Raw genomic sequence first — 25,735 nt, 5'->3', positions numbered from 1 at the left:
GCCGCACAGTGGCCGAGCCGCCGGCAAAGAAAAAGGGCGGGACCCTTAGGCCCCGCCCTAATCTTCAGAGACGTTGGTCGACTGGACTTAGAAGTCCATGTCGCCCATGCCGCCCATGCCGCCGCCCGGCATGCCGCCGCCGCCCGAGTTCTTCTTCGGGGCTTCGACGATGGCGGCTTCCGTGGTGATCAGCAGGCCAGCCACTGAAGCGGCGTCCTGCAGAGCGGTGCGGACCACCTTCGCCGGGTCGATCACGCCGGCCTGCACGAGGTCGACGTACTCTTCCGTCTGGGCGTTGAAGCCGAAGGTCGCCGAGGCGTTCTCGAGGACCTTGCCGACCACGATGGAGCCTTCCACGCCGGCGTTCTCGGCGATCTGGCGGATCGGGGCCTGCAGGGCGCGGCGCACGATGGCGACGCCGGCTTCCTGGTCGTCGTTGTCACCCTTGAAGCCGTCGAGAACCTTCGAGGCCTTCAGCAGGGCGACGCCGCCGCCGGGGACGATGCCTTCTTCCACGGCCGCGCGGGTCGCGTTCAGGGCGTCGTCGACGCGGTCCTTCTTCTCCTTCACCTCGACTTCGGTCGAGCCGCCGACGCGGACCACCGCAACGCCGCCCGCCAGCTTGGCGAGACGCTCTTGCAGCTTTTCCTTGTCGTAGTCGGAGGTGGTGTCCTCGATCTGCTTCTTGATCTGGGCCACGCGGCCTTCGATGCCCGACTTGTCGCCAGCGCCGTCGACGATCGTGGTGTCGTCCTTGGTGATGGTGACCTTCTTGGCCTTGCCGAGCATGTCGAGGGTGACGTTCTCGAGCTTGATGCCGAGGTCTTCGCTGATCAGCTGGCCGCCGGTCAGGATGGCGATGTCTTCCAGCATGGCCTTGCGGCGGTCGCCGAAGCCCGGAGCCTTCACGGCCGCGACGCGCAGGCCGCCGCGCAGCTTGTTGACCACCAGGGTGGCCAGGGCTTCGCCTTCCACGTCCTCGGCGATGATCAGCAGCGGACGGCCGGACTGCACGACGGCCTCGAGGACCGGCAGCAGCGGCTGCAGCGAGGAGAGCTTCTTCTCGAACAGCAGGATCAGCGGCTCTTCGAGGTCGGCCTCCATCTTCTCCGCATTGGTGATGAAGTACGGGGAGAGGTAGCCGCGGTCGAACTGCATGCCCTCGACCACGTCGAGCTCGGTCTCGGCGGTCTTGGCTTCCTCGACGGTGATGACGCCCTCATTGCCGACCTTCTCCATGGCGCGGGCGATCATCTCGCCCACTTCCAGGTCGCCGTTGGCGGAGATGGTGCCGACCTGCGAGATCTCGGCGTTGGTGGTGACCTTCTTGGCCGAGGAGCGGATCTCCTCGACGACCTTCGCGACCGCCTTGTCGACGCCGCGCTTCAGGTCCATCGGGTTCATGCCGGCCGCGACCGACTTCAGGCCCTCGGTGACGATGGCCTGGGCCAGGACCGTGGCGGTCGTGGTGCCGTCGCCGGCCTTGTCGTTGGTCTTCGAGGCGACTTCACGGATGAGCTGGGCGCCCAGGTTCTCGAACTTGTCGGCCAGCTCGATTTCCTTGGCCACCGACACGCCGTCCTTGGTGGAGCGCGGGGCGCCGAAGGACTTCTCGATGACCACGTTGCGGCCCTTGGGGCCGAGGGTGACCTTCACCGCGTTGGCGAGGGTGTTGACGCCGCGCAGCATGCGGTCGCGCGCGTCGGAGGCGAAATAGACGTCTTTGGCAGCCATGGTTGCTGTCCCTTTTCTGAATGCAGTCGCTAGGGCGGTCGGTGCTTAGGCGGCCTTGGCGGCCTTCTCGGGCTCGACCACGCCGAGGATGTCGCTTTCCTTCATGATCAGCAGGTCCTGGCCTTCGAGGCGGACCTCGGTGCCGGACCACTTGCCGAACAGGATGCGGTCGCCGGCCTTCACGTCGAGCGGCTGGATCTTGCCGCTTTCGTCGCGGGCGCCGGGGCCGGTAGCGATCACTTCGCCTTCCTGCGGCTTCTCCTTCGCGGTGTCGGGGATGATGATCCCGCCCCGGGTCTTCTCTTCTTCCTCGACACGCCGGACGAGGACCCGGTCACCAAGAGGACGAAACGCCATGTGTAGTTCTCCGTTCGAGACGGTTGGAATGAGCTCGCGCGCACTTGCGGGGGAGGCTGTTAGCAGTCCCGGCCCTTGAGTGCTAACGACGCTGTGGAGGTAAGAAAACGGCGCTCCGGAGTCAAGACTGCGGCGCCGAGATCGGTCAGGTGGGAGGCCGCCCGCAGAGGCGCAAGCCCGCCGCCGCCTGCCGTAAATCGCCTCAGGCGCCTTGATCCTGCCGTTCCCGTCAGGTTCAACAGACGCGACACTGTTCCTGGAGAGAAACGTCCATGCGCCGCGCCCTTGCGCTTGCCACCCTGACCGCCGCGGTCGCCTTCGCCGGCGCCGCCTCCGCCGAGAAGTGGTCGAAGTTCGCCGACGTGGCCGCCAACGGCACCGCCTGGTCCTACGACAGCGACTACACCTACAAGGACAAGGCCTCCGGCCGCCTGGTGGTGATGCAGGCGATCTCCAAGCCCGACGCCAAGCTGGGCCCGAGCGGCCCCGGCAAGCCGGACGGCGTGGGCAGCGTGGTGGCCATCGACTGCAAGGCCAAGAACCTGATCACGGTTGCGGCCTACCGTCCGTCGGCCGAGTTCGCGATCCCGGCCAACTGGCGCTCGAGCTCGCCGAAGAAGGCCCAGGGCGCCGAGAACGAGGCCCTGCTGGCCGCGGTCTGCCCGCACATCGACCACGTGCCGGTGAAGTAAGGGCCCGTGAGGTAGGGCTGCGCCCCACCTTTCGAAAGCTTAACTGGAAGCCCTGCCGACCCATGCCCTATCCAAAGGCATGGGGCGGTGGCTGAAGCTCATTCCGGTCCTGGCGATCCTCGCCCTGGTGGCGGCCCTGATCCTGTTCGGGACCGACCCCGCCGCGCTGTTCTTCACCTGAGAGAGTCGTGAGCGCTTCGCGGCCGGCGGCATTTTCGCGGCGCGGCCTCAAACGCTTGTTTGATTCTCTTGGAAAAGGGCGCCAAAGGTTACGTCACGCAAGCCCGCCAAGAGCGCTTTGGGAGACCCCCGGATGACCATGACCGCCGAACGGCCGCCGCAAGAGGGCGGCTTCAAGCTGAACCCGCAGGACGACCTCAACGACCTGCGCATGAGCGACAAGGCGCTGCCGCTCTACAACAAGGTGAAGCAGTTCATCCGCGAGGTCGCCGAGCCGGCGTCCGAGGAGTTCCACCGGCTGGGCGAGGGCCGCCCCGACGTGTGGCAGTACGCGCCGGGCCAGCTGGAGGTGCTCGAGGCGGCCAAGGACAAGGCGCGGGCGGCCGGCCTCTGGAACTTCTTCCTGCCCAACGCCGAGACCGGCGAGGGCCTCTCCAACCTCGACTACGCCTACATCGCCGTGGAGCTGGGCAAGGTGCGCCTGGCCTCGGAGATGATGAACTGCGCGGCGCCCGACACCGGCAACATGGAGGTGCTGGAGCGCGTCGGCACGCCGGAGCAGAAGAAGCAGTGGCTGGAGCCGCTGCTGGAGGGGAAGATCCGCTCGGCCTACTGCATGACCGAGCTGAACACCGCCAGCTCCGACGCCAAGAACATCGACACCCGCGCGGTCCGCGTCGGCGACGAGTACATCATCAACGGCGAAAAGCACTACATCTCGGGCGCCGGCGACCCGCGCTGCAAGATCATGATCTGCATGGTCAAGACAGGCGAGGAGAACGCGCCGCCCCACCTGCAGCAGTCGCAGATCCTGGTGCCCCTCCCCACCGAGGGCGTGGAGATCATCCAGGGCCAGCAGGTGTTCGGCGACCCCGACGCCCCGCACGGCCACATGCACATCCGCTTCAACAACGCCCGCGTGCCGGCCTCCAACATCCTTCTGGGCGAGGGCCGCGGCTTCGAGATCAGCCAGCTTCGCCTGGGCCCGGGCCGCATCCACCACTGCATGCGCGCCATCGGCTCGGCCGAGAAGGCGCTCGACCTGATGGTGACCCGCGGCATGAGCCGGGTGGCGTTCGGCAAGCCGATCATCCAGCTCGGCGGCAACATCGAGAAGGTCAGCCGCGCGCGCATCGAGATCGAGGCCATGCGCCTGATGGTGCTGAAGGCCGCCAAGGCCATGGACGTGCTGGGCAACCGGGAGGCCCGCGTGTGGATCCACATGGTCAAGGCCATGGTGCCCGAGCGGGTCTGCCAGATCATCGACCAGGCGATCCAGATGCACGGCGCGCTCGGCGTGTCCCAGCACACCCCGCTGGCCCGCATGTACGCCAACACCCGCACCCTGCGCATCGCTGACGGCCCCGACGAGGTCCACCACATGGTGGTCGGCCGCAACGAGCTGCAGCAGTTCCGCGAAGGCCCGCACGACAGCTCGATGTCGGCGGTCTTCCGCAACTAGGACCCTGGCTCCCTCTCCCGCGGCGCGGGAGAGGGAGGCGGATCGCTTCCGCCCTAGGCCGACCTCACAAGCTGTGCTGAACTCTCCCCAACGAAAGACAGGGGAGGGATCACCATGAAGCGGCTGCTGTTCGCCGCGGGCGCCGTCGTCGCGCTCGCCGCGCCGGGCCTGGCCCACGCAGAGACCGACTGCGCCTCCCTGAAGCAGACGCGGCTCGACCGGGCCGAGGTCACCGCCGCCAGCGTCGAGACCGCGGGCGGCAAGCAGGTCTGCAAGGTCTCGGTCACCAGCCGGCCCACTTCCGACTCCGACATCCGGATCGAGGTCTGGATCCCGCTCGGCCAGGCCTGGAATGGCAAGTTCGTGCAGGTGGGCAACGGCGGGTTCGCCGGCCGCGTCCCCTCCGGCCAGCTCCGCGCCCTGGCGGGCCAGGGCTACGCCGCCGCCGGCACCGACAACGGCCACCAGAGCAATGTGGTGACCTCCGCCGCCTGGGCCCTGGGTCATCCGGAGAAGTTCGTCGACTTCGGCTGGCGCTCGATCCGCGAGACCACGGTGCTCGGCAAGGCCGTGCTGGCCGCACAGAAGGGCCAGCCGCACCAGAAGGCCTACTTCATGGGCTGCTCGGACGGCGGGCGCGAGGCGCTGCTGAACGCCCAGCGCTTCCCCAACGCCTTCGACGGCATCGTCGCCGGCGCGCCTGCGAACTACATGAGCGAGCTGTTCGGCTTCGGCGCTGCGCACCACCAGGCGCTCTCCGCGCCAGGCGGCTACCTCGACGCGCCCAAGCTGCAGCTGCTGCAGAAGTCGGTGCTGGCGCAGTGCGCCGACGGCGGCCCCTTCGTCCGCGATCCGGCGTCGTGCCGCTTCGATCCACGTGCGCTGCAGTGCCGGCCCGGCCAGGACGAGAGCCAGTGCCTTACGCCGGCCCAGGTGCGCAGCGCCACGGTGCTCTACGGCGGCCGGACTGACCCGCGCACGCGGCGCATCGTGTTCCCGGGCTTCACCCCCGGCGCCGAGGCCGCGCCTGGCGCCTGGAACGGCTGGATCACCGGGCCCAACCAAGGCGCGCACAGCGGCGCCACCGGCTACCAGTTCTCCTCGAACGCCTTCAAATATTTCGTCTTCGAGGACCCGACCTACGACTTCCTGAAGCTCGACCTCGGCCGCGGCTTCCAGCGGGCGAAGGCGAAGATGAGCCCGATCATCGACGCGGAGAGCCCCAACCTGCGGGCCTTCAAGGCGCGCGGCGGCAAGCTGATCCAGTACCACGGCTGGAACGACCAGGGCATCCCGGCCAGGTCCTCGATCCGCTACTACGAGGACGTCTCGCGGACCATGGGCCGGACGGACGACTTCTACCGGCTCTACATGATCCCGGGCATGCTCCACTGCGGCGGCGGGCCGGGGCCATCCAACGTGGACTGGCTCTCCGTGCTCGACCGTTGGGTGACCCAGAACCAGGCCCCGGCGGACCTGACGGCGGCCGGCGCCAACAACGCCAGCCAGCTGCTCTGCCCCTATCCGGGCGTGGCGCGGAAGTCCGGCGAGGCCTGGGCCTGCGCGGCGCCGCGGCGTCGGAGCTGAGGCGCATGAAACTGCTCGTCCTCGCCGCCGCGGCGCTGTTCGCCGCGCCCGCGGCCGCCCACGCGGAAGCCGCCTGCGCAGACCTCGCAGCCACGCGCCTGCCGCACGCGGAGGTCACCTCCGCCACGGAGATGAAGGCCGGGAACGTGGACGCCTGCCGCGTCCTCGTCACCAGCCGGCCGACCTCCGACTCCGACATCCGCATCGAGGTCTGGATCCCGCGGGGGCAGGCGTGGAACGGCAAGTACGTGCAGGTGGGCAACGGCGGCCTGGCGGGCGCGATCCCGTCGGCCCAGATCCGCCAGCGCGCGGCCTCCGGCTATGCGTCTGCCGGCACCGACGACGGGCACCAGGCCAATTCCCGCTCGGCGGCCTGGGCGCTCGGCCATCCGGAGAAGATCAAGGACTTCGCCTGGCGCTCCCTGAAGGAGACCAACGACGTCGCCAAGCTGCTGGTCCGCGCGCAGAAGGAGGCGCCGCCGAAGTTCTCCTATTTCGTGGGCTGCTCGGCCGGCGGCCGCGAGGCCTTGATGGTGACCCAGCGCTATCCCGGCGACTTCGACGGCGTCGTGGCCGGCGCGCCGGCCAACTACAACACCCTATCCACCGGCGGCCGCGCCTACATGCAGCAGATGCTGGCCAGGCCCGGCGCCTACCTGGCGCTGAAGGACCTGCAGCTCCTGCAGAACGCGGCCCTGAAGCAATGCGCCAACGGCGAGCCGTTCATCCGCGACCAGCTGGCCTGCCGCTTCGATCCCGCCGTGCTCCAGTGCAAGGTCGGCCAGTCGGACGGCTGCCTGAACGCCGCCCAGGTGGCGGCGGCCCGCGCCCTCTACTTCGGTCGGCTGGACAGCCGCGGCCGGTCCATGTTCCCCGGCTACACGCCCGGCGGCGAGGCCCTGCAGGGCGGCTTCCAGGCCTGGAACACGGGCCCGTCCAAGGACCGCAACTTCGAGGCCTCGGGCCACGCGATTTCGTCGCAGTTCATGAAGTACTTCGTCTACAACGACCCGGCGTTCGACTTCCTGAAGGCGGACCTGGGGGCGAAGTACGACCGTGACCGGCTGAAGGTCGCCCGTGAGCTCGACGCGGTGAACCCGGACCTTTCGGCCTTCCGCCGCCACGGCGGCAAGCTCATCCAGTGGCATGGCTGGAACGACCCGGCGATCCCGCCGCTCGGCTCGATCCGCTACCACGACGAGGTGCGCGGCCGGATGGGCGAGGTCTCGGACTTCTACCGGCTCTACATGATCCCCGGCCTGCTCCACTGCCGCGGCGGCCACGGCCCCGGCGACGTGGACTGGCTGGACGTCATCGACCGCTGGGTCACCCGCGCCGAGGCGCCGACGACGCTGAAGGCCAGCCACGAGAACGGCTCGTCCCAGCTGCTCTGCCCCTACCCGGGCGTCGCCCGCGGCCAGGGCAATCAGGCGGACGGCTATCGCTGCGCCAGCCCGACGCGTCGCCGATGAGCGAGGCCGCTGCGCCCACCGAAGCTGCCGTCCTGCGCAAGGCGGCGCTCCGGCTCGTGCCGTTCCTGGGCCTGCTCTACTTCACGGCCTACCTGGACCGGGTGAACGTCGGCTACGCCGCGCTCACCATGAATGCCGACATCGGCCTCTCGGCGGCGGCCTACGGGCTGGGAGCCGGGATCTTCTTCATCGGCTACTTCCTGTTCGAGGTGCCCTCGAACCTGATCCTGGAGAAGGTCGGCGCGCGGGTCTGGATCGCGCGGATCATGGTCACCTGGGGACTGCTGTCGGCGGGCATGGCCTTCGTGGACGGCCCCACGGCCTTCTACGTCCTGCGCTTCCTGCTGGGCGTCGCCGAGGCCGGCTTCTTCCCCGGCATGATCCTCTACCTGACCTACTGGTTCCCCTGGGCGCAGCGGGCGAAGATCGTGGCCGCCTTCATGATGGCCATCCCGATCTCCAGCGTGATTGGCGCGCCGCTCTCGACGGCGTTGCTGGACACTTCGCTGTTCGGCCTGAAGGGCTGGCAGACCATGTTCATCCTCGAGGGCGTCCCCGCCGCCGTCCTCGGCGTGGTGGTGTTCTTCGTCCTGGCCGACCGGCCGGCGGCGGCGAAGTGGCTGACGCCGGCCGAGAAGCAGGTCCTGCAGACTGCCGTCGACCGCGACCAGCAGGCCGCGCCGCATCACCTCAGCGGGCTCGGCGCGGCGCTCGCCCAGCCCAAGGTGTGGGGCCTGGCGATCGTCTATTTCGGGGCCATCATGGGCAACTACGGGCTCGGCTTCTGGCTGCCGCAGATCGTCAAGGGGTTCGGTGGCCTCACCAACGTCCAGACCGGCCTGCTCAGCGCGCTGCCCTACCTGATCTCTGCCGTGGCCATGTTCCTGTGGAGCCGGCACTCGGACCGCACCGGCGAGCGTCTCTGGCACTTCGCCGGGCCCGCCGTCTTGGGGGCAGCGGCGTTCGTGGTGGCGGCCCAGACCACCGACCCCGTGGCGCAGTTCTCGGCCCTGGCCTTGGCGACCATCTGCATCAACTGCGCACTGCCGATGTTCTGGAGCTTCCCGACCCAGTTCCTGCGCGCGGCCGCGGCCGCGGGCGGGATCGCTTTCATCAACTCCATCGGCAACCTGGCCGGCTACGTCGGCCCCTCCGCCATGGGCTTCGCCAAGGAGGCCACAGGCTTCTACGGCGGCGGCCTGCTGGTGCTGGCCGGCTCGCTGGCCCTGGCGGCGGTCCTGGCCGTGGTGATCGGGCGGCGCAGCGCCGCGGCGACCGTCTGAGCTTGGCTGTACCGCCCGACCGGGTGTAAGCGAACCGCGTTCACTGATGGCTGCGCCCTTGACCATACGGCGCCTCGACCCCGCCGAGGCGCAGGCCGCCGCGTCCGCGCTCGCAGACGTGCTGGTGGATTGCGTGGAGGGCGGAGCCTCGGTCAGCTTCATGGCCGGCCTGGGTCACGGTGAGGCGAAAGCCTTCTGGCGAAAGGAAGCCGCCGCTGGCGACGGACGCGCCATCCTGGTCGCCGAGGACGACAGCGGGCTGGTTGGCGTCGTGCAGCTGATCCCCGCCTGGCCGCCCAACCAGCCGCACCGCGCCGACGTCTCCAAGCTGCTGGTCCACCGCCGCGCCCGGGGCCGCGGAGTCGGCGAGGCGCTGATGCGGGCGCTGGAGGACCAGGCCCGCGCGATGGGGCGCACCCTGCTGGTGCTCGACACCGTCACCGGGGAGGCCGGTGAGCGGCTCTATGCGCGGCTCGGCTGGACACGCCTGGGAGTCATCCCGGACTTCGCGCTGTTCCCGGACGGCCGGCCCTGCCCAACGACGGTCTTCTACAAGGCGGTGGGTGCGTGAGCGGTCTCGCCGCGGCCTTCATCGTCGCCGCGGCCTTCCTCACCGCAACCCTGTCCGGCGTCTTCGGCATGGCCGGCGGCCTGGTGCTGATGGGGGCGCTCGCGCTTGTCCTCCCCGTCTCGGCGGCCTTCGTCACCCACGGCCTGCTGCAGCTGGTCGCCAACGGCTGGCGGGCGATCCTGCACAGGAAGCATGTCCGCTGGGCCATCGTCGGCTGGTACGCGCTGGCGTCGGCGGTCGCCGCACTCGTCGTGTCCCTGCTGAGCTTCGTGCCGTCGAAGCCGCTGCTGTTCCTGCTGCTGGGGCTCGTGCCGTTCCTCACCTGGCTGCCGCAGCGCTGGATCAATCTCGACGCCGCCCGGCCGCCGCAGGCCTTCCTCTCGGGCCTGTCGGTCACGGGCCTGAACCTAACCGCCGGCGTCGCCGGGCCGCTGCTCGACATCTTCTTCGTGCGCACCGAGCTCACCCGCCACGCCATCGTCGCCACCAAGGCGGCCACCCAGGTCTTCGCCCACCTGGCCAAGGTCGTGGTCTACGGCTCACCCCTGCTGGTCGGCGGCGCGGTCGGCCTGCCGCCCTGGTGGGTTTTCGCCATGGCCGTGCCGCTGTCGATGCTGGGCACCTACACCGGCGGCCTCATCCTCGACCGCATGAGCGACGTGAACTTCAAGCGCTGGACGCGCTGGATCGTGACCGCAGTGGGGGTGATGTACCTCGTGCAGGCGGCTCAGCTCTTCGCCGGCCGCTGAGGGCAAAAAAAACACCCGGGACCTTGGGGGTCCCGGGTGAAGTCATTAGGGAGGAAACGCCCAGGATGGGCGAACCTCCAGATATGTACGGAATGGGGCGGCGCAATGGCTCCGCTTGAATTTTTTTTCGAGGAGGCCCGATGGAGCTGAACGCGCAGGTGCTGGAGAACCGCTTCGTGCGGCTGGAGCCGTTCGAGGAGCGCCACAAGGAAGGCCTTCGCGCCGCCTGCGCCGCGGACCCCGACCTGTGGCGCGACCTCTACATCATCTCCATGCTCGGCGAGGATTTCGACCGCCATTGGGCGCGCCTCCTCAAGGAGCGGGAGAAGGGCGTGACGCTTCCGTTCGCGGTCGTGGTCGACGGAGCCGTGCGCGGCATGACCACCTACCTCGGCATCGACCGCACCCACCGCAACCTGGAGATCGGCTCCACCTACTACGAGCCCTCCGCCCGCGGCGGCGCGGTGAACCCGGCGGCCAAGCGCCTCCTCCTGGCCCATGCCTTCGAGGCCGGCGCTGAGCGGGTGCAGTTCCGCGTCGACGCCCTCAACGCCCGCTCCCGCGCCGCGGTGCTGAAGCTCGGCGCAGTGCAGGAAGGCATCCTGCGCCGCGATCGCATCACCTGGACCGGCCGCTGGCGCGACACCGTCCACTTCTCCGTGCTCAGGGACGAGTGGCCCGCCGTGCGCGACCGCCTCGACGCGCGCCTGACTGCATTCAGCTAGGCGACCGCCGCCGCCTTCAGCCGGTGCACGTTCTCCGGCACGTCGAAGAACACCTTGTCGGCGGCCGCCGCGACCTCCTCGGCCGTGTAGGGCCGCCCCGGTGCGAAGCCCTCGGTCTCGACCATCTTGATCTCGCGCACGCCGCGCGACGAGACGCCGAGAATCTTGCCTGAATGCTCCGCCGCCAGGTCCGAGACCATGTACAGCACGCCCGGCGCCACGTTCTCCGGCAGGGACAGCGGATCGGGCTCCTTGTCCTTGCGGCCGGGCAGGTCCGACGTCATCCGCGTGTAGGCCCCGGGCGCGAGGCCCATGACCCGGATGTTGTACTTCCGCCCCTCGATCGACATGACCCGGACCATCCCGTAGATGCCGGCCTTCGCGGCCCCGTAGTTGGTCTGGCCGAAGTTGCCGTAGAGGCCCGACGTCGAGCTGGTCAGCACCATCGACCCGCCGCCGTGCTCCTTCATGTACTTCCACACCGGCATCGCGCAGCAGTAGGTCCCCTTCAGGTGGACCTTGATCACTGCGTCCCAGTCCTCCTCGGACGTGTTGGCGAAGGTCTTGTCGCGCAGGATGCCGGCGTTGCAGACCAGGATGTCCACCTTGCCGAAGTTCTCCAGCGCGGCGTTGCAGATGTTCTCGCCGCCCTGGAGCGTCGAGACGTCGTCGCCGTTGGCCACGGCGCGGCCGCCCGCCGCAACGATCTCGTCGACCACCTTCTGCGCCGCGGAGCGGTCCGCCCCCGTGCCGTCGCGCGCACCGCCCAGGTCGTTGACCACGACCGAGGCGCCTTCCTTGGCGAACAGCCTGGCGTAGGCCGCGCCCAGGCCGTTGCCGGCCCCCGTGATGATCGCAACCTTCCCGTCCAGCAGACCCATCACCATCCTCCCTTGATCTCGTTGGGCGGCATCTTCCCGCCAGCTTCCGCGGGAAGGCAAGGGCTCAGGGCTTGATCCGGGTGTAGCGCCACTCATCGCCCTGCAGCTTGCCCTTCACCTGCCCCTCGACCCGGGCGCAGAGGTCCGCCCCGCAGCGCCGGTAGATCACCCGCTGCGGGAAGTCGTGCGCCAGGTTCTCGAACACCGCCTCGCCGTCGGCGCCCGGCTTGAGCACGAACGGCGTCGGCGGCTGGCTGCCGACGATGGCGGTGAAGGTCACGCCGGCCGGCTCCGCAGTGATCCGGGTGAACTCGATGGAGGGCTTGCGGCCCGGCTGGTTGGTCTGGGCGGCGCCTGCCATCGCGCCGTCCCGCGGCGCCAGCCAGGTTTCCCGCACCACGACGCCATCCCGCTCGCTGACCCAGGAGCCCGCCATCCACTCCAGCTTGGCCACCTCCGCGGCCCCATCCAGGGCCAGGGCCGCGATCAATGCTGCGATCATCCCGCCGCTCCCTTGCGCCTGGCCTTGAAGAACGACTTGAGCATAGCCGAGCTCTCGTCCGCCAGCACGCCGCCCTCCACCTTCGGCCGCCAGTGGCAGGTGGCCTGCTCGAAGAACTGCGGCCCGTGGACCACCGCCCCGCCCTTCGGGTCCTCGGCCCCGAACACCACCCGACCGATCCGCGCGTGGCTGATCGCCCCGGCGCACATCGCGCAGGGCTCGAGGGTGACCACCAAGGTCAGCCCCGTCAGCCGGTAGTTGCCGAGCTTCCGGGCGGCGGCTCGCATCGCCACGATCTCGGCGTGCGCGGTCGGATCGTGGGCCCCGATCGGCTGGTTCGCGCCCACCGCGATCACCTCGCCGGAGGCGGGGTCCACGACCACGGCGCCCACCGGCGTCTCGCCGGCCTCGGCGGCGGCTTGCGCGGCTTCCAGTGCGATGCGCATGGTGCGCGCGTCATGGTCCATGATCCGCACCGAACCGACGGGGGCGCCTCCGGTCAAGCCCGCGCAGGAGAACGCGTCGCCAAGATGCTGGCGCGGGCCGGCGTCGCCTCGCGCCGCGACGTGGAGCGCTACATCGCCGAAGGCCGGGTGGCGCTGAACGGCAAGGTGCTGACCACGCCGGCCGTGAAGGTGGAGCCCGGCGACATCCTCACCGTCGACGGCCAGGTGGTGAACGAGGCCGAGCCCACCCGCCTGTTCCGCTACCACAAGCCCGCAGGCCTGCTGACCAGCCACAAGGACCCCAAGGGCCGCCCGACGGTGTTCGAGGCCCTCCCGGCGGGCCTGCCGCGGCTGATCTCGGTTGGCCGCCTCGACCTCAACTCCGAGGGCCTGCTGCTGCTCACCAACGACGGCGAGCTCGCCCGCGCCCTGGAGAAGCCGCAGACCGGCGTGGTGCGCCGCTACCGCGCCCGCGCCCACGGCCGCACCACCCAGGAGCGGCTCGACAAGCTGAAGGACGGCATCACCGTCGAGGGCGTCCATTACGGCTCCATCGACGCCCGCCTGGACAAGGCCAAGGAGGGGCCGCAGGGCGCCAACCTGTGGATCACCGTCACCCTGTCGGAGGGCAAGAACCGCGAGGTCCGCCGGGTGCTGGAGGCGCTGGGCCTGAAGGTGAACCGGCTGATCCGGCTGGCCTACGGCCCCTTCGCGCTGGGGACCCTCCTGCCCGGCGAGATCGAGGAGGTGGGCCCCCGGGTGATCCGCGAGCAGCTCGAGGGCTACATCGCGCCCGAGAACCTGCCCAAGGGCGACCGCCCGCTGTTCCGCAAGGCGGCCACTGCAACGCCCGGCCGCCGCCAGCGCGTCGAGGCCGCGACGCCGCCGGGCTCCAGGCCGCCGCGGGGCGCAGCCCCGCCCCGCAACGCCGCCGGCAAGCGCGGCCCCGGCATTCTGGAGGGCCGTCCCGCCGCCAAGGGCGAGGCGCCCGCGAAGAAGACCTTCAAGGCGGGCTGGGCCAAGCCGAAGCCCAAGCCGAAGCATCCGCCGAAGAAGCCGGGCGGGCCGAAGCGGCGGGGCTAGATGCGCATCGTCTCCGGCGAGTTCCGCGGCAAGACCCTGGCCGCGCCGGCGGGGGCGAACACGCGCCCGACCTCCGACCGCGCGCGGCAGGCGATCTTCAACATCCTCGAGCACGCCCCCTGGTCCAAGGGCGTTCGCGACGCGCGCGTGATCGACCTCTTCGCCGGCTCCGGGGCGCTGGGCTTCGAGGCGCTCTCCCGAGGCGCCGCCTTCTGCCTGTTCGTGGAGACCGACGAGGCGGCCCGCGGCGCCATCCGCGAGAACGTCGACGCCATGGGCCTGTTCGGCCGCACCCGCGTGCACCGCCGCGACGCCACCCAGCTCGGTGTCCGCCCCGGCGCCGACGGCCCGGCCTTCGACCTCGCCTTCCTCGATCCGCCCTACGCCAAGGGCCTGGGGGAGACGGCGCTCGCCAAGCTGGGGGAGGGCGGCTGGCTCGCCCCTGGCGCGGTCGCGGTGTTCGAGCGCGGCGCGTCGGAGCCGGCCTTCGACGTCGCGGGCTACGAGCTCCTCGACGCCCGGGACTACGGCGCGGCCCGCGTGAGCTTCCTGCGGTACGGCGCCTAGGTCCCGCCCGCGAACTGCACGAAGCTCGGCGGCTTGCGGTAGGCGACGTGCAGCGACGCGCTCAGGGAGAAGGCCGTCAACCCGATCTTCGCCCACATCCGGCGCAGGGACTCGCGCGTATGAAGGCTGATGTGGCCGTTGCGCGGGCCGATGTACCACCAGCGCATGCCGACGACGTCGAACACGTCGGGCTGGGTCACCGTGGAGAAGACGATCACCCCGTCATCGTCCAGGAACGAGGCGATGTCGGCCGCGCCAGTCACGGGATCGGGCATGTGCTCCATCGCCTCGAAGCAGGTGACCAGGTTGTAGCGACGTTCAGGTCGGACACTGTGCGCGGGCGTGAACGGATCGTAGGTCTCGGCCACGGTGAAGCCCGCCTTGCGGAGCTCGCCGGCCAGGACGCCGTTGCCCCCGCCGTAATCCAGCGCCGCCAGCCGCCCAGCGAGGTTAGCGAAGGTCTTCAGGATCATCTGCGCGTTCGCCTGCGGGCGGACGGTGTCGTAGTCCGGGTCCACGGCCGAATAGCCGTCGTTGTAGATCGCCTGCGCGAAATCCTCCGGCGACCAGTCGTCGAAGGCGTCGGTGAAGAGGAACCCGCAGTCGCCGCAGCGCCGGTAGACGACCAGCAGCCCGGCGCTCGGCAGGAACTTGCCGCGCACCTCCTCGCAGCTGCGGTTGAAGTCATGCCCGCCCAGGACGCGGGCCGCCCCGCCGCAGATCTTGCAGGGCAGGTCGTCGGCCGTGAACCGGCGCAGGCGCTGGAGCGGGGGGAGGTCGGCCAAGGCTCAGCGGCGTCCGAACAGCCGCTCGATGTCGGCGAGCTTCAGCTCCACGTAGGTGGGTCGGCCGTGGTTGCACTGGCCGGAGTGGGGGGTGGCTTCCATCTGGCGCAGAAGGGCGTTCATCTCCGGCGCGGTCAAGCGCCGCCCGGCGCGCACCGAGCCGTGACAGGCCATGGTCCCGCAGACCTCCTCCAGCCGCTCCTTCAGCGCCAGGGCCTGGCCGTTCTCGGCGAGGTCGTCGGCGATGTCGCGCACCAGGCCGCAGACGTCGGTCTCGCCGAGCAGGGCCGGGGTCTCGCGCACCAGCACCGCGCCGGGCCCGAAGGCCTCCAGCACCAGGCCCAGCGCCGCCAGCTCATCGGCGCGCGCGGTGACCCGCTCGGCCTCGGCCGGGTCGAGCTCGACCACCTCCGGCAGCAGCAGGGCCTGGCGGGACACGCCGCCCTCCGCCATCTCCGCCTTCATGCGCTCATAGACCAGCCGCTCGTGGGCGGCGTGCTGGTCGACGATCACCACGCCGTCCCGGGTCTGGGCGACGATGTAGGTCTCGTGGACCTGGGCGCGGGCGGCGCCCAGCGGATAGTCCACCGGATCGAACACCGGCGCGGGCGCGTCCGCGAAACCCGGGACCTGCTCCAGCTCGGCGCGGGCGGAGACTTCCGACAGCCCCGGGATCGCCTGGGCGACGGCCGCGACCGCGCCGGGGCTCCAGCCGCCCTGGCGCCAGGCCGAGAACCCGGCCGGGGAGGGCCCGGGCGTGTAGCTCTGTGGGCGGAAGCCGCCGAGCGCCGCGGTCGCCACGGTGGTAGAGGCGCGATGCCCCGCGCCGGCCAGAGCGTGCCGCAGCCCGCCGATGATCAGCCCGCGCACCAGTCCCGGATCGCGGAAGCGCACCTCGGCCTTGGCCGGGTGGACGTTGACGTCCACGAGGCTCGGTTCGAGCTCGACGTACAGCGCCGCCAGCGGGTGGCGGTCGCGGGCCAGGAAGTCGGCGTAGGCGGCGCGCAGCGCGCCCTGCAGCAGCCGGTCGCGCACCGGCCGGCCGTTGACGAAAAGGTACTGGTGGGCGGCGTTGCCGCGGTTGTAGGTGGGCAGGCCGGCGAAGCCGGAAAGCCGCACGCCCTCGCGCTCATGCTCCAGCGCCAGCGCATTGTCGGAGAACTCCCGGCCCATGATCGCCGACAGCCGCGCCAGCCGTCCTTCGGGCCCGGAGGCCTCCGCCGGCAGGCGCAGGGTGCGGCGGCCGTCGATGTCGAGGGCGAAGCTCACCGCCTCGTGCGCCATGGCCTGGCGCTTCAGCTCCTCGGTGATCGCCAGCGCCTCGGCGCGTCCCGACTTCATGAACTTCAGCCGCGCCGGCGTGGCGTAGAAGAGGTCGCGCACCTCCACCCTCGCCCCGTGGGGACCGGGGAAGCCGGCCGGGGCCACCGCGCCCACTGCGCCGCCCTCCACGAATATGGCATGGGCATCCGCCTGCCCCTTCGCGCGGCTGGTGATCGAAAGCCTGGCCACCGACCCAATCGACGGCAGAGCCTCGCCGCGGAAGCCGAGCGTCAGGATGCGGAGCAGGTCGTAGTCGCCGTCCTCCCCGGGCGCGAGCTTCGAGGTGGCGTGGCGCTCCACCGCCAGCGGCAGCTCGTCGGCCGCCAAACCCTGGCCATCGTCGGCCACCAGGATCCGCGACAGCCCGCCGCCGTCGGCCTGCACCTCGATGTTCGTCGCGCCGGCGTCCAGCGCGTTCTCCACCAGCTCCTTCAGGGCGCTGGCAGGCCGTTCCACCACCTCGCCGGCGGCGATGCGGTTGATGAGCTCGGGCGGGAGGCGGCGGATGGGCATTGGAAAGGACCGGTGAGACCCGCCAGTATAGGACGATTCCGGAAAGGCCGATGAGCGTGCGAAATCGTCTCGGCGCCCTCGTCCTGGCGCTGTTCCTCGTAGGCCCCGCCGCAGCGCAGGCCCCGGCGCCGCCGGTCGATCCCGACGCCGTGCTGGTCGAGGAGCTGGTGGTGGTGGGCCGCGAACCCGGGCCCGCCTGGTGGCGCGTGGTGGACGCCGACACCACCGTCTACGTGATGGGGGTGCCCTCGCTCGCGCCCAAGCGCATGGAGTGGGACCGCATGGTCTTCGAGCGCCGCCTGGCCGGCGCGAATGCGGTGATCCTGCCGTTCGTCAACGTCCGCGCAAAGGGGCTGGGAACCGTCGGCTCGGCCTTCAACCTCATGCGCCTGCGCTCCGGCGGCCCGTACGAGGAGAAGCTGGACCCCGCCACCCGGGCCCGCTTCGCGGCCGTGCGCACCAGGCTAGGCCAGCCGGCCCGGCGCTACGCCACCGGCAATCCCTTGGCCGCGGGCGTGCAACTCGCCATCGACTATCGGGACCGCTCGCAGCTCACCAACATGGACCCCGCCAAGCTCGTGAAGCTGCTGGCCGGCCGCGCCGGCGTGCCGGTGGTGGAGAAGAGCTACGATCTGGCTCCGCAGTTGGGGGGCATCCTGCGCACCCCGCCGGCCGTCGGCCGGATCTGCTTCGACGAGGTCCTGGCCCAGGCGGAGGCCGGCCCGGGCGTCACCCTGCAGGCCGCCAAGGCCTGGGCGCAGGGCGACGTCATCGGCGCCCTGGACAACGAGCGTACCTACGAACGCTGCCTCGCCACCATCTCTGGCGGCCGCAGCTACGATGAACGCATGAAGGCCGACCAGGCCGCCGCCATCGAGCAGGCCCTGCAGCGGCCCGGACACGCCATCGCGCTCGTGCCGCTGCGTCCCCTGCTGGCGCAAGGCGGGGTCCTCGACCGGCTGCAGGCCAAAGGCTACGACGTGAAGACGCCCGGCGAGCTGTAGGTCCGGCTAGACGACTATTGTTCTTCACGCCGCCGCTGTTGGGATAAAGTCCCCGTCCGGAAGAGCCGCAGTTTAGGCGCTAGCCGCCGAGGAGCGGACACTGCGGACGTCAGCAATGGGTGGAACGCGGACGTTACGGTCGGTCGGCACTCCCCGCGCCGAGAGTGGCCCGAAGATCAGCGCTGAAGGAAATCCAGTCAAAGCCCTTCGGCACCCTCGGCGGAGCACCCGCTAGCCGTTGCGCAATCTTCGCTGCGAAGAGGCTGGTCAACTCGGCGAGCGTACGTCCCGTCAGGCAGCTCGGCGGCAGCTGGACCGCGACGCAAAGCTGCTTGAACTCCTTTCCGTCCGCGTCTCTGTCCATCCCCAGCCGATTGTAAGGCTTCGCCAATCGCGCGTTATCTTCTTCGTCTACGGCGACGATGACGGCCAGAAACGCATCGACGCCGCTCCCGTAGTTCCTGCTCCTCATCGAAGCCGCGCGATCTTTTAGGGATCTGAGAGCATTCCTCGCCTCCTCAGCGACGTCCTCCCATACAATGCTCGTGAAGCGAACGCGCATGACGGCTCCTACCGCCGTGGATCAAAAGAAGCCACATGCATGTGGTCCAAGGTCCGCCATGGGTCGAAAGCGGACCGCCGCCTGAAGCCGGCAAGCGGATACTCATACCCGCGGCACGAACAGCGGACACTCCGAAGGTCACCTAAGGGTGGAAAGCGGATGTTGCACAATTGGATACCGCAAGTACCCTTCGCCGGACTACCGGGAGCCCACCATGAACCTGCTTCTCGGGATGCCGAAATGGATACCTTGGACATGGCTTGTCGGCTCGCTTGTATTCGTTGTCCTGGGCGAGCTTCGGCAAGCGATCATTGGCCTTGTGGTGGCCTGCTTTTCCTTCTTGCTGAGCTACCGCGTCGCAGCCGTGTTTGGGGTGCGGTTACCTTGGATTGAGAAGGAGGAGCTACCTTCCGAGGGCCGGCACGACTGAAGGTCCGCAACGGGTGGAAAGCCGACCTAAATTTCTGCCAAGCGACGCAGCCAAGCTTCCGCCTGCTTGGGCTCCCCAAGAGCATTAGCGTCGCCCCGGCCTCGCGCTGCCTCAAAGTCCCGATGGAGCGGGAATTGGCCCTCCCCGGCGCGGGCCCTCAACTGATCGATCGTTCCGGCCAGATGCCGCAGATCGTCCAGTTCCGGTGGGTTGCTGGCCGACCGAAGGTGCTCATTCTGCCCGAACAATCCCCACCGACCAGCCGCGCAATCTGTCAGCGCTTTCCTGAGGAGGGCGACGTACTCAGCCTCCAAAGCATGGATCTGCCTGCCCAGACGCTCCGCCCTCGCCATGAGCCGAGGTTAAGGCGCGGGCGTGAATTTCCGCAATGGGTCGGGAGCGGACGTTGGCCTGGATTTGCGAGCGGACGTTCAGCGATGCCCCTCACAGCCGAGCTGCTCGAATCCACGAGCCGCTCGGGCGGGACAGCTTCATGGCCTGCTGAGGACGGCGCTACAGCCCCGGCAGCTTGATGCGGCCGGCGCGTTCGCGCTTGATGACGATCGGCTTGTTCCCGGTGAGCGTGGCGATGCGCTCCGCTTCCGTCGCCGCGTCGACCGGCGCAGGCGTGTTGTCGACGGCCGCCGTGGCCGGGGCCTTCGCGGGCGCCTCGTCCTTCTTCCAGAACATGACGCGGTCGGCGAAGCTCTTGTCCTTGTGGGCCACGTCTCCGAACTCGTCGTCGACCACGTAGCGGATCAGCGGGTCGGCCTTGTCGGCGCCGGCCTTGGAGACCAGCAGCTTCTCGCCGTCCGAACGGATCTGGGCCTCGCGGACGCCGAGCAGGGCGGTGCGCGCGGCGCTTTCCGGCTGCAGCTCCTGCGGACGGGGCTCGCCGGGCGCCGGCGGGCGCAGAGCGTAGTCCGGCGGCACCACTAGCGGCGCCTTGGTCACCACGCGGAACTCGTCGGGGGTCACCTTGCTCATGCCGAGCGCCGCCTGCGTGGACTGGCAGCCGGCGAGGCCGACGCCCGCGGTCAAGGCCGCGATCACGACTGCTCGATTGAAGCTCATCAGAATCAGACGCTCCGAATGGCCGCCCCCGGCCGAAGAGGACGTTTGCCATACCTCAAAGGCGGCATCGAGGCCAAGAACCCTTTAGGACGCAGCCTGCTTCGCCCGCTTCTGGCGGCGCTCGGTGGTCAGCATGTCGATCAGCAGCAGGCCGATGCCGATGTTGATGGCCGCGTCGGCGACGTTGAACACCCACGGGAAGAACCCCAGGGCGGAGACGTCGATGAAGTCGGCCACCGCGCCGAAGCGGATGCGGTCGATGACGTTGCCCAACGCTCCGCCCATGATGAAGGCCAGCGCCCAGGCCATCAGCGGCCGCTCGGCGCGGCGCACCCACACCGCCAGCATCACCGAGACGGCGATCGAGAACGCCGCCAGCGCCCAGCGCACGATGTCGTGGTTTGCCCACAACAGTCCGAAGCTCACCCCCTGATTCCACACCATGGTGAGGCTCAGGGGCCCGGCCACCTGGGTGGAAGGTCTGAGCGGCAGCTGGAAGACCTCCAGGACCCAGTACTTGGATCCCTGGTCGGCCAGGATCACCAGGAGCGCCACGACATAGGCCGTCCACCCCAGCCGGCTTATGCCCTTCATGCCTCGACCTTTTCCCGTTCAGCGTCCCACTCGGCCACCGCCCCGTCGCAGCGCAGGCAGAGCATCTTCGGCGGCGTCACCTCCGGCAGGTAACGCCAGCAGCGGGCGCACTTGCAGCCGTCCGCCTTCGCGGGCTCTACCGCCACCGCCTTCACCTCGGCGAGACGGAAGGCGGCGGCCGGGCCTTCGCCCGACCCCAGTTCCGCCTGGCTGGTGCGGAAGACCTCGGCGGGGTCGAGGCCGCCGAACGCAGACGCCAGGTCCGCGTCGGCCACGTACACCCGCGGCGCGGCCTCCAGCGCGGCGCCCATCCGCTTCTCACGGCGCTCCACCTCCAGCGCGCCGGTGACGACCGAGGTCACCTGCTGCACCTTGCGCCACCGCGCCGCCTCGCCGTCGTTGCGCCAGGCGTCGGGCGTGGCCGGGAACACGCGCAGCGAGTTCGAGCCGCCCTCCGGGAACCGCGTCGTCCAGGCCTCCTCCATGGTGAAGGGGATCAGCGGCGACAGCCAGATCGTCAGGCGGTCGAACACCGCGTCCATCACTGTGCGCGCGGCGCGCCGGCGCAGGCTGTGCGGCGGGTCGCAGTAGAGGGCGTCGCGGCGGATGTCGAAGAACAGCTGCGACAGCTCGTTCTGGCAGAACTCCAGCAGGGCGCGCGAGACGTCCTGGAAGACGTAGCGCTCGTAGGCCTGCCGCACCTCGCGGTCGAGCTCCCACAGCCGGTGCAGGATGAACCGCTCCAGCGGCGGCATCTCCTCGACCGCCACCTCCTCCTCGTCGGTGAAGCCGGCCAGCGCGCCCAGCATGTAGCGTACCGTGTTGCGGAGCTTCCGGTAGGCGTCCGACGTGGTCTGCAGGATGGTCTTCCCGATCCGGCTGTCGTCGGCGTAGTCGATCATCGCGGCCCACAGGCGGATGATCTCGGCGCCGCTTTCGCGGATGACGACCTCTGGGTCGACCGTGTTGCCCCGCGACTTCGACATCTTCTCGCCGTTCTCATCCATGGTGAAGCCGTGGGTGAGGATGGCGTCGTAGGGCGCTCGGCCGCGGGTGCCGGCGCTCTCCAGCAACGACGACTGGAACCAGCCGCGGTGCTGGTCGGAGCCTTCCAGGTAGAGGTCGGCGGGCCAGCGCGTGTTGGGGCGGTTCAGCACGAAGGCGTGCGTCGAGCCGGAATCGAACCAGACGTCGAGGATGTCCTCCACCTTCTCGTAGCGGCTGACGTCGTGATCGCCCAGGAAGTCGCTGTCCGGCCGCGTGAACCAGGCGTCGGCGCCCTCCTTGGCGATGGCCTCGACGATGCGGCGGTTGACCTCGTCGTCGTGCAGCGGCTGGCCTGTCTCCTTGTCGACGAACATGGCCAGCGGCGAGCCCCAGGCGCGCTGGCGGCTGATCAGCCAGTCCGGCCGGCTCTCCACCATGGACCGGATGCGGTTGCGCCCGGCGTCGGGGAAAAAGGCGGTGGCCTCGATGGACTCCAGCGCCGCCTCGCGCAGGGTGCGGCCCTTGTGCTGCGGCGTGTCGATCGGCTCGTCGATGCGGATGAACCACTGCGGCGTGTTGCGGAAGATGACCGGCGCTTTCGACCGCCAGGAGTGCGGATAGCTGTGCTCCAGCCGACCGCGAGCCAGCAGCTTGCCGGCCTCGATGAGCTTGCCGATGACCGCGTCGTTGGCCGGCCCGAACTTCCCGGCCTTCCTGCCCTCGGTCTCCAGCACCTTCAGCCCGCCGAACAGCGGCACATGCTCGTAATAGGCGCCGTCCGGATCGACGGTGTCGGGGATCTCGCGGTGGCCGTGGGCGATCCAGACCAGGTAGTCGTCGGCGCCGTGGCCGGGGGCCGTGTGGACGAAGCCGGTGCCCGCGTCCTCGGTCACGTGGTCGCCGGCCAGCATCGGCACGCCGAAGCCGTAGTGGCGGTCGAGGCCGGCCAGCGGATGGGCCAGCGACATGCCCTGGCAGTCGACCCGCTCGACGCGGTGGAAGCTCGCGACCTTGGCGGCCTTCATGACCTCGCCGGCCAGCTTCTCGGCCAGGATCAGCCGGTCGCCCGGCTTCGCCCACGGCTCGAAGGCGAGCTCGGTCTCCATGGCGTCCACCTCGAACACCGCATAGGCGATGTCGGGGTTGTAGCTGACCGCCCGATTCGCCGGGATCGTCCAGGGCGTGGTCGTCCAGATCACCACGTGGGCGTTCGCTGCGGCGTCGGAGCCCTGGGTTACTGGGAACTTCACCCAGATCGTCGGGCTGGTGTGGTCGTGGTACTCGACCTCCGCGTCAGCGAGCGCCGTGCGCTCCACCGGGCTCCACATCACCGGCTTCGAGCCGCGGTAGAGCTGGCCGGTGGCCACGAACTTGTGGAACTCCGCGACGATCGCCGCCTCGCTCCCGTAGTCCATGGTCGAGTAGCGGTTCTCCCAGTCGCCGATCACGCCCAGGCGCTTGAAGCCGGCCATCTGCACGCCGATCCAGTGCTCGGCGTACTCGCGGCAGCGGGCGCGGAACTCGGCCTTGGAGACCTCGTCCTTGCGCCGGCCCTTGGCGCGCAGCTCCTCCTCGACCTTCCACTCGATGGGCAGGCCGTGGCAGTCCCAGCCGGGCAGGTAGTCGACGTCGTAGCCGAGCGCGAAGCGCGAGCGGACCACGAAGTCCTTCAGCGTCTTCTGCAAGCTGTGCCCGATATGGATCGCGCCGTTGGCGTAGGGCGGGCCGTCGTGCAGCACGAACAGCGGCGCGCCGGCCGCCTGCCGGGCCTTGCGGATCGAATGGTAGAGGTCGGCCTTCGCCCACTGCTCGAGGATCTGGGGTTCCTTCTGCGGCAGGCCTGCGCGCATCGGGAACGGGGTGTCGGGAAGGAAGACGGTCTCGCGGTAATCGCGCGAAGGCTGCTGCTCGGCGTCGTCGGCCATAACTCTATCCAGCTGGTTCGGACTTCAGGGGATGCGGGAAACCCGGCGCGCGCTGGAGGTCGTCCGGCGGCGTCACGCCGGGCGGTTAATTCGCAGAGCTTTCCGAACCGAGGTCATCGGGCGTGGCTCTAACAGAGAGCGTCAGCGAACCCAAGCGCCAGCGTCGGCAAGCGGAGCCGCATAACAGCGTTACCCTAGTTCATCCGCCAGTCAGGAAGAGTCGGGCATCTGGCGGCCCAAGCCCACTGGAGAGGGCAACCTGGTCGTTCCGTCTGCGCTGGTCGCGCCCGACGGGCGACTGTCTCCATGCTCCTTGCGGCCGCGTGGAGGCAGGGGCGGTTCCCTGACCCGGGGACCGCCCCACGCTGTTCGACTCGACCTTGCCGCAGGATGCGCGCACCCTTTTCCGGACGAGGGGGCTCGGGTCCATGAACAACCGGTGGCTGGTGGCGGCAGGCGTGTTGAGCCTCGCCGCGGCGGTGCTGCACCTGGCGGTGATCGTCGGCGGGCCCGATTGGTACCGCTTCTTCGGCGCGGGCGAGCGGATGGCGCGGGCGGCCGAGCGGGGCTCCCCCATCCCGGCGCTGACCACCGTCGCGATCGCCACGATTCTGGGCGTATGGGCGGCCTACGCCTTCTCAGGCGCGGGGCTGATCCCGCGCCTGCCGCTTCTGAGGACGGGGCTGGTGGCGATCACGGCCGTCTACTTGGTTCGAGGTCTCGTGCTCGTGCCGGGCCTGCTGTTCCGGCCACAGCTCGTCGACGCCTTCGCCGTCTGGAGTTCGTTGATCGTGCTGGTCTACGGCGTCGCCTACGCGGTCGGAACCTGGCAGGCCTGGAGCAGCCTCGGGCGTGCGGCCGCGGCCGGTTAAGGCGCCCAGCGCCTCGCGCGCCTGCGCGGCGTCCTTCATGACCTGCTCGGTCATCGCCTCGAGGCCGGCGAACTTCTCCTCGGGCCGCAGGAAGTGGACGAGGTCGGTCTCGATGACCTGGTCGTAGAGGTCCTCGTCGAAGTCGAACAGCCAAACCTCCAGCAGCGGCTTGGTGATGCCCTCGACGGTCGGATTCACGCCGATGTTGGCCACGCCCGGCAGCTTGCGGCCGTCCTGCAGCCGGGTGCGAGTGGCGTAGACACCAAACCGCGGCACGACGTAGTCCGCCAGGTCCACGTTGGCGGTCGGGAAGCCGAGCTTCCGGCCGAGCTGCCGGCCCCGCTGCACCACGCCCTCGATGGCGAAGGGCCGCCCCAGGATACGCGCGGCCTCTTCCGGCCGGCCGTCGCGCAGCGCCTCCCGGATGGCCGTGGAAGAGAACTTCTCCCCGTCGCGGTCTTCCACCGGCTCGGCCACCGAGACGCCAAAGCCCAGATCCTCGCCATAGGCCCGCATGGTGTCCGGGCTGCCGGTGCGGTCCTTGCCGAACGAGTTGTCGAAGCCCACCGCCACGTGCCGCGCGCCCAGCCCCTCGTGCAGCACGCGCGTGGCGAACTCCTGGTCGCTCATGTTCGCGAGCTCGGCGTTCCACGGCAGGACGTAGAGCGTGTCGACGCCCAGCGCCTCGAGCGCGCGCGCCTGCTGGTCGAACTTCATCAGCCGGAAGGCCGGCTCCTCGGGGCGGAAATAGGCGCGCGGGTGCGGGTCGAAGGTGATCACGCCCACGGGAGCCCCCAGTCCCTTCGCCGCCTCGGCGGCGAGCGCGATGACCTTCTGGTGGCCCCGGTGCACCCCGTCGAAGCTGCCCATGGCCACGGCCGCGCCGCGGTCGCCCGCGGGCAGGTCCTGCCAGCCTCGGATCACGCGGACCCGGCTCATGCGCCTCGTCGGGGGACCATGACGACCGCCTCGCCGTCCACCACCGTCTTGCCGTTCACCTGGCAGACGGTCTCCAGCGTCACGTGCCCGCGCTTGTCGTCGAGCGCCTTCACCGTGGCCCGCGCCGTGACGGGGTCGCCGATCTTCACCGGCCGGCGGAAGCGCATGGTCTGCGACAGGTAGATCGCGCCCGGGCCCGGCAGCTTGGTGCCCAGCACGGCCGAGATGTAGGCCGCGCTCAGCATGCCATGGGCGATGCGGCCGCCGAAGGTGGTGGTCCGCGCGTAGGCGTCGTCCAGGTGCACCGGGTTGGTGTCGCCGGAGACCTCTGCGAAGGCCTCGATGTCGCCCACGCCGACCACCCGTGTGATCTCGGCGCTCTGACCCTCGCTCAGGTCGTCGAAATAAAGCCCCTGCACGGCGTCGCTGCTCCCCT

General features: G+C 69.8%; 24 protein-coding genes and 1 pseudogene. 12 read left to right on the top strand and 13 right to left on the bottom strand.

Annotation, left to right across the window (positions count from 1 at the left end; all coding sequences use genetic code 11):
- Positions 1-87: 87 nt before the first annotated feature.
- Together groL and groES are read right to left on the bottom strand one after the other, a co-directional pair.
- On the bottom strand, positions 88-1,734 hold the full coding sequence (gene groL, locus VIL76_RS12055) for a chaperonin GroEL (RefSeq protein WP_332045278.1): 1,647 nt from the start codon (positions 1,732-1,734) through the stop codon (positions 88-90).
- Between the two features lie 45 nt (positions 1,735-1,779).
- Complete coding sequence (groES, locus tag VIL76_RS12050; RefSeq protein WP_332045277.1) at positions 1,780-2,091, bottom strand: co-chaperone GroES; 312 nt, start codon at positions 2,089-2,091, stop codon at positions 1,780-1,782.
- A gap of 272 nt (positions 2,092-2,363) precedes the next feature.
- On the opposite strand from groES, the gene VIL76_RS12045 reads away from it, so the two are divergent.
- From VIL76_RS12045 to VIL76_RS12010, 8 genes are all read left to right on the top strand, one after another.
- Positions 2,364-2,783, top strand: coding sequence for a hypothetical protein (locus VIL76_RS12045; protein ID WP_332045276.1), 420 nt, complete (start codon positions 2,364-2,366; stop codon positions 2,781-2,783).
- Between the two features lie 313 nt (positions 2,784-3,096).
- Positions 3,097-4,425: an acyl-CoA dehydrogenase family protein gene (locus tag VIL76_RS12040; protein ID WP_332045275.1), complete on the top strand. Its 1,329-nt coding sequence runs from the start codon at positions 3,097-3,099 to the stop codon at positions 4,423-4,425.
- 114 nt (positions 4,426-4,539) lie between these two features.
- On the top strand, positions 4,540-6,012 hold the full coding sequence (locus VIL76_RS12035; RefSeq protein WP_332045274.1) for a tannase/feruloyl esterase family alpha/beta hydrolase: 1,473 nt from the start codon (positions 4,540-4,542) through the stop codon (positions 6,010-6,012).
- Positions 6,013-6,017: 5 nt separating this feature from the next.
- Entirely contained in the window at positions 6,018-7,484 is a 1,467-nt protein-coding gene (locus VIL76_RS12030) for a tannase/feruloyl esterase family alpha/beta hydrolase (protein WP_332045273.1), read from the top strand.
- A complete protein-coding gene (locus tag VIL76_RS12025; RefSeq protein ID WP_332045272.1) occupies positions 7,481-8,767 on the top strand; it encodes an MFS transporter in 1,287 nt (428 codons plus the stop codon). The genes VIL76_RS12030 and VIL76_RS12025 overlap by 4 nt, the downstream gene beginning before the upstream one ends.
- Before the next feature lie 58 nt (positions 8,768-8,825).
- A complete protein-coding gene (locus tag VIL76_RS12020; protein ID WP_332045271.1) occupies positions 8,826-9,338 on the top strand; it encodes a GNAT family N-acetyltransferase in 513 nt (170 codons plus the stop codon).
- A complete protein-coding gene (locus tag VIL76_RS12015) occupies positions 9,335-10,087 on the top strand; it encodes a TSUP family transporter (RefSeq protein WP_332045270.1) in 753 nt (250 codons plus the stop codon). Before VIL76_RS12020 ends, VIL76_RS12015 begins: the two co-directional genes overlap by 4 nt.
- A 140-nt stretch (positions 10,088-10,227) precedes the next feature.
- Positions 10,228-10,812 (top strand): GNAT family protein, encoded by a 585-nt coding sequence (locus VIL76_RS12010; RefSeq protein WP_332045269.1) that lies wholly within the window; start codon positions 10,228-10,230, stop codon positions 10,810-10,812.
- On the opposite strand, the gene VIL76_RS12005 is transcribed toward VIL76_RS12010, so the two are convergent.
- The 3 genes from VIL76_RS12005 to tadA all read right to left on the bottom strand — a co-directional run bounded on the left by VIL76_RS12005 (position 10,809) and on the right by tadA (position 12,662).
- Positions 10,809-11,693: an SDR family NAD(P)-dependent oxidoreductase gene (locus VIL76_RS12005; RefSeq protein WP_332045268.1), complete on the bottom strand. Its 885-nt coding sequence runs from the start codon at positions 11,691-11,693 to the stop codon at positions 10,809-10,811. The genes VIL76_RS12010 and VIL76_RS12005 overlap by 4 nt on opposite strands.
- A gap of 64 nt (positions 11,694-11,757) precedes the next feature.
- The gene (locus VIL76_RS12000; protein ID WP_332045267.1) at positions 11,758-12,195 is read right to left on the bottom strand and encodes a DUF6265 family protein; all 438 of its coding nucleotides are present in this window, start codon (positions 12,193-12,195) and stop codon (positions 11,758-11,760) included.
- Positions 12,192-12,662, bottom strand: a complete 471-nt coding sequence (gene tadA, locus VIL76_RS11995) for a tRNA adenosine(34) deaminase TadA (protein WP_332045266.1) — start codon at positions 12,660-12,662, stop codon at positions 12,192-12,194. The genes VIL76_RS12000 and tadA overlap by 4 nt, the downstream gene beginning before the upstream one ends.
- A gap of 63 nt (positions 12,663-12,725) precedes the next feature.
- Here tadA and VIL76_RS11990 point away from each other — a divergent pair, with 63 nt between their 5' ends.
- Positions 12,726-13,724 (top strand): pseudouridine synthase, encoded by a 999-nt coding sequence (locus VIL76_RS11990; RefSeq protein WP_332045265.1) that lies wholly within the window; start codon positions 12,726-12,728, stop codon positions 13,722-13,724.
- A complete protein-coding gene (gene rsmD / locus VIL76_RS11985) occupies positions 13,725-14,291 on the top strand; it encodes a 16S rRNA (guanine(966)-N(2))-methyltransferase RsmD (RefSeq protein WP_332045264.1) in 567 nt (188 codons plus the stop codon).
- Here rsmD and VIL76_RS11980 read toward each other — a convergent pair.
- Complete coding sequence (locus VIL76_RS11980) at positions 14,288-15,076, bottom strand: class I SAM-dependent methyltransferase (RefSeq protein ID WP_332045263.1); 789 nt, start codon at positions 15,074-15,076, stop codon at positions 14,288-14,290. The two genes, rsmD and VIL76_RS11980, sit on opposite strands and share 4 nt — an antisense overlap.
- Positions 15,077-15,079: 3 nt before the next feature.
- Positions 15,080-16,912, bottom strand: coding sequence for a DNA mismatch repair endonuclease MutL (mutL, locus tag VIL76_RS11975; protein ID WP_332045262.1), 1,833 nt, complete (start codon positions 16,910-16,912; stop codon positions 15,080-15,082).
- Positions 16,913-16,962: 50 nt separating this feature from the next.
- Between mutL and VIL76_RS11970 the strand changes: the two genes are divergently transcribed.
- Complete coding sequence (locus tag VIL76_RS11970) at positions 16,963-17,916, top strand: TraB/GumN family protein (RefSeq protein WP_332045261.1); 954 nt, start codon at positions 16,963-16,965, stop codon at positions 17,914-17,916.
- Positions 17,917-18,049: 133 nt separating this feature from the next.
- On the opposite strand, the gene VIL76_RS11965 is transcribed toward VIL76_RS11970, so the two are convergent.
- Positions 18,050-18,478 carry a hypothetical protein gene (locus tag VIL76_RS11965; RefSeq protein WP_332045260.1) on the bottom strand — a complete coding sequence of 143 codons (429 nt, stop codon included), beginning with the start codon at positions 18,476-18,478 and terminating at the stop codon, positions 18,050-18,052.
- A 214-nt stretch (positions 18,479-18,692) separates the two neighbouring features.
- Between VIL76_RS11965 and VIL76_RS11960 the strand changes: the two genes are divergently transcribed.
- On the top strand, positions 18,693-18,908 hold the full coding sequence (locus tag VIL76_RS11960) for a hypothetical protein (RefSeq protein ID WP_332045259.1): 216 nt from the start codon (positions 18,693-18,695) through the stop codon (positions 18,906-18,908).
- A 513-nt stretch (positions 18,909-19,421) separates the two neighbouring features.
- On the opposite strand, the gene VIL76_RS11955 is transcribed toward VIL76_RS11960, so the two are convergent.
- From VIL76_RS11955 to VIL76_RS11935, 5 genes and pseudogenes are all read right to left on the bottom strand, one after another.
- Positions 19,422-19,982 carry a DUF3035 domain-containing protein gene (locus VIL76_RS11955; protein ID WP_332045258.1) on the bottom strand — a complete coding sequence of 187 codons (561 nt, stop codon included), beginning with the start codon at positions 19,980-19,982 and terminating at the stop codon, positions 19,422-19,424.
- Positions 19,983-20,066: 84 nt separating this feature from the next.
- Complete coding sequence (gene lspA, locus VIL76_RS11950; RefSeq protein ID WP_332045257.1) at positions 20,067-20,576, bottom strand: signal peptidase II; 510 nt, start codon at positions 20,574-20,576, stop codon at positions 20,067-20,069.
- Positions 20,573-23,488, bottom strand: coding sequence for an isoleucine--tRNA ligase (gene ileS / locus VIL76_RS11945; RefSeq protein ID WP_332045256.1), 2,916 nt, complete (start codon positions 23,486-23,488; stop codon positions 20,573-20,575). Before ileS ends, lspA begins: the two co-directional genes overlap by 4 nt.
- A gap of 878 nt (positions 23,489-24,366) precedes the next feature.
- A pseudogene (locus VIL76_RS11940) lies at positions 24,367-25,299 on the bottom strand (bifunctional riboflavin kinase/FAD synthetase); the annotation flags it as partial.
- On the bottom strand, positions 25,296-25,718 hold the full coding sequence (locus tag VIL76_RS11935; protein ID WP_332045255.1) for a MaoC family dehydratase: 423 nt from the start codon (positions 25,716-25,718) through the stop codon (positions 25,296-25,298). The gene VIL76_RS11935 and the pseudogene VIL76_RS11940, both read right to left, overlap by 4 nt.
- Positions 25,719-25,735 lie beyond the last annotated feature (17 nt).

It is taken from the genome of Phenylobacterium sp., from assembly GCF_036563285.1.
Classification (GTDB): domain Bacteria; phylum Pseudomonadota; class Alphaproteobacteria; order Caulobacterales; family Caulobacteraceae; genus Phenylobacterium.
Note: the sequence above shows the minus strand (reverse complement) of the source record. Positions and strands in the feature narration are given on the sequence as shown.

What these genes read in the sequence shown, in the direction of transcription:
- groL (WP_332045278.1), bottom strand. Translation starts at nt 1,734, where the DNA reads ATGGCTGCCAAAGACGTCTATTTCGCCTCCGACGCGCGCGACCGCATG.
- groES (WP_332045277.1), bottom strand. Translation starts at nt 2,091, where the DNA reads ATGGCGTTTCGTCCTCTTGGTGACCGGGTCCTCGTCCGGCGTGTCGAG.
- VIL76_RS12045 (WP_332045276.1), top strand. Translation starts at nt 2,364, where the DNA reads ATGCGCCGCGCCCTTGCGCTTGCCACCCTGACCGCCGCGGTCGCCTTC.
- VIL76_RS12040 (WP_332045275.1), top strand. Translation starts at nt 3,097, where the DNA reads ATGACCATGACCGCCGAACGGCCGCCGCAAGAGGGCGGCTTCAAGCTG.
- VIL76_RS12035 (WP_332045274.1), top strand. Translation starts at nt 4,540, where the DNA reads ATGAAGCGGCTGCTGTTCGCCGCGGGCGCCGTCGTCGCGCTCGCCGCG.
- VIL76_RS12030 (WP_332045273.1), top strand. Translation starts at nt 6,018, where the DNA reads ATGAAACTGCTCGTCCTCGCCGCCGCGGCGCTGTTCGCCGCGCCCGCG.
- VIL76_RS12025 (WP_332045272.1), top strand. Translation starts at nt 7,481, where the DNA reads ATGAGCGAGGCCGCTGCGCCCACCGAAGCTGCCGTCCTGCGCAAGGCG.
- VIL76_RS12010 (WP_332045269.1), top strand. Translation starts at nt 10,228, where the DNA reads ATGGAGCTGAACGCGCAGGTGCTGGAGAACCGCTTCGTGCGGCTGGAG.
- VIL76_RS12005 (WP_332045268.1), bottom strand. Translation starts at nt 11,693, where the DNA reads ATGGGTCTGCTGGACGGGAAGGTTGCGATCATCACGGGGGCCGGCAAC.
- VIL76_RS12000 (WP_332045267.1), bottom strand. Translation starts at nt 12,195, where the DNA reads ATGATCGCAGCATTGATCGCGGCCCTGGCCCTGGATGGGGCCGCGGAG.
- tadA (WP_332045266.1), bottom strand. Translation starts at nt 12,662, where the DNA reads ATGGACCATGACGCGCGCACCATGCGCATCGCACTGGAAGCCGCGCAA.
- VIL76_RS11990 (WP_332045265.1), top strand. Translation starts at nt 12,726, where the DNA reads ATGCTGGCGCGGGCCGGCGTCGCCTCGCGCCGCGACGTGGAGCGCTAC.
- rsmD (WP_332045264.1), top strand. Translation starts at nt 13,725, where the DNA reads ATGCGCATCGTCTCCGGCGAGTTCCGCGGCAAGACCCTGGCCGCGCCG.
- mutL (WP_332045262.1), bottom strand. Translation starts at nt 16,912, where the DNA reads ATGCCCATCCGCCGCCTCCCGCCCGAGCTCATCAACCGCATCGCCGCC.
- VIL76_RS11970 (WP_332045261.1), top strand. Translation starts at nt 16,963, where the DNA reads ATGAGCGTGCGAAATCGTCTCGGCGCCCTCGTCCTGGCGCTGTTCCTC.
- VIL76_RS11965 (WP_332045260.1), bottom strand. Translation starts at nt 18,478, where the DNA reads ATGCGCGTTCGCTTCACGAGCATTGTATGGGAGGACGTCGCTGAGGAG.
- VIL76_RS11960 (WP_332045259.1), top strand. Translation starts at nt 18,693, where the DNA reads ATGAACCTGCTTCTCGGGATGCCGAAATGGATACCTTGGACATGGCTT.
- VIL76_RS11955 (WP_332045258.1), bottom strand. Translation starts at nt 19,982, where the DNA reads ATGAGCTTCAATCGAGCAGTCGTGATCGCGGCCTTGACCGCGGGCGTC.
- lspA (WP_332045257.1), bottom strand. Translation starts at nt 20,576, where the DNA reads ATGAAGGGCATAAGCCGGCTGGGGTGGACGGCCTATGTCGTGGCGCTC.
- ileS (WP_332045256.1), bottom strand. Translation starts at nt 23,488, where the DNA reads ATGGCCGACGACGCCGAGCAGCAGCCTTCGCGCGATTACCGCGAGACC.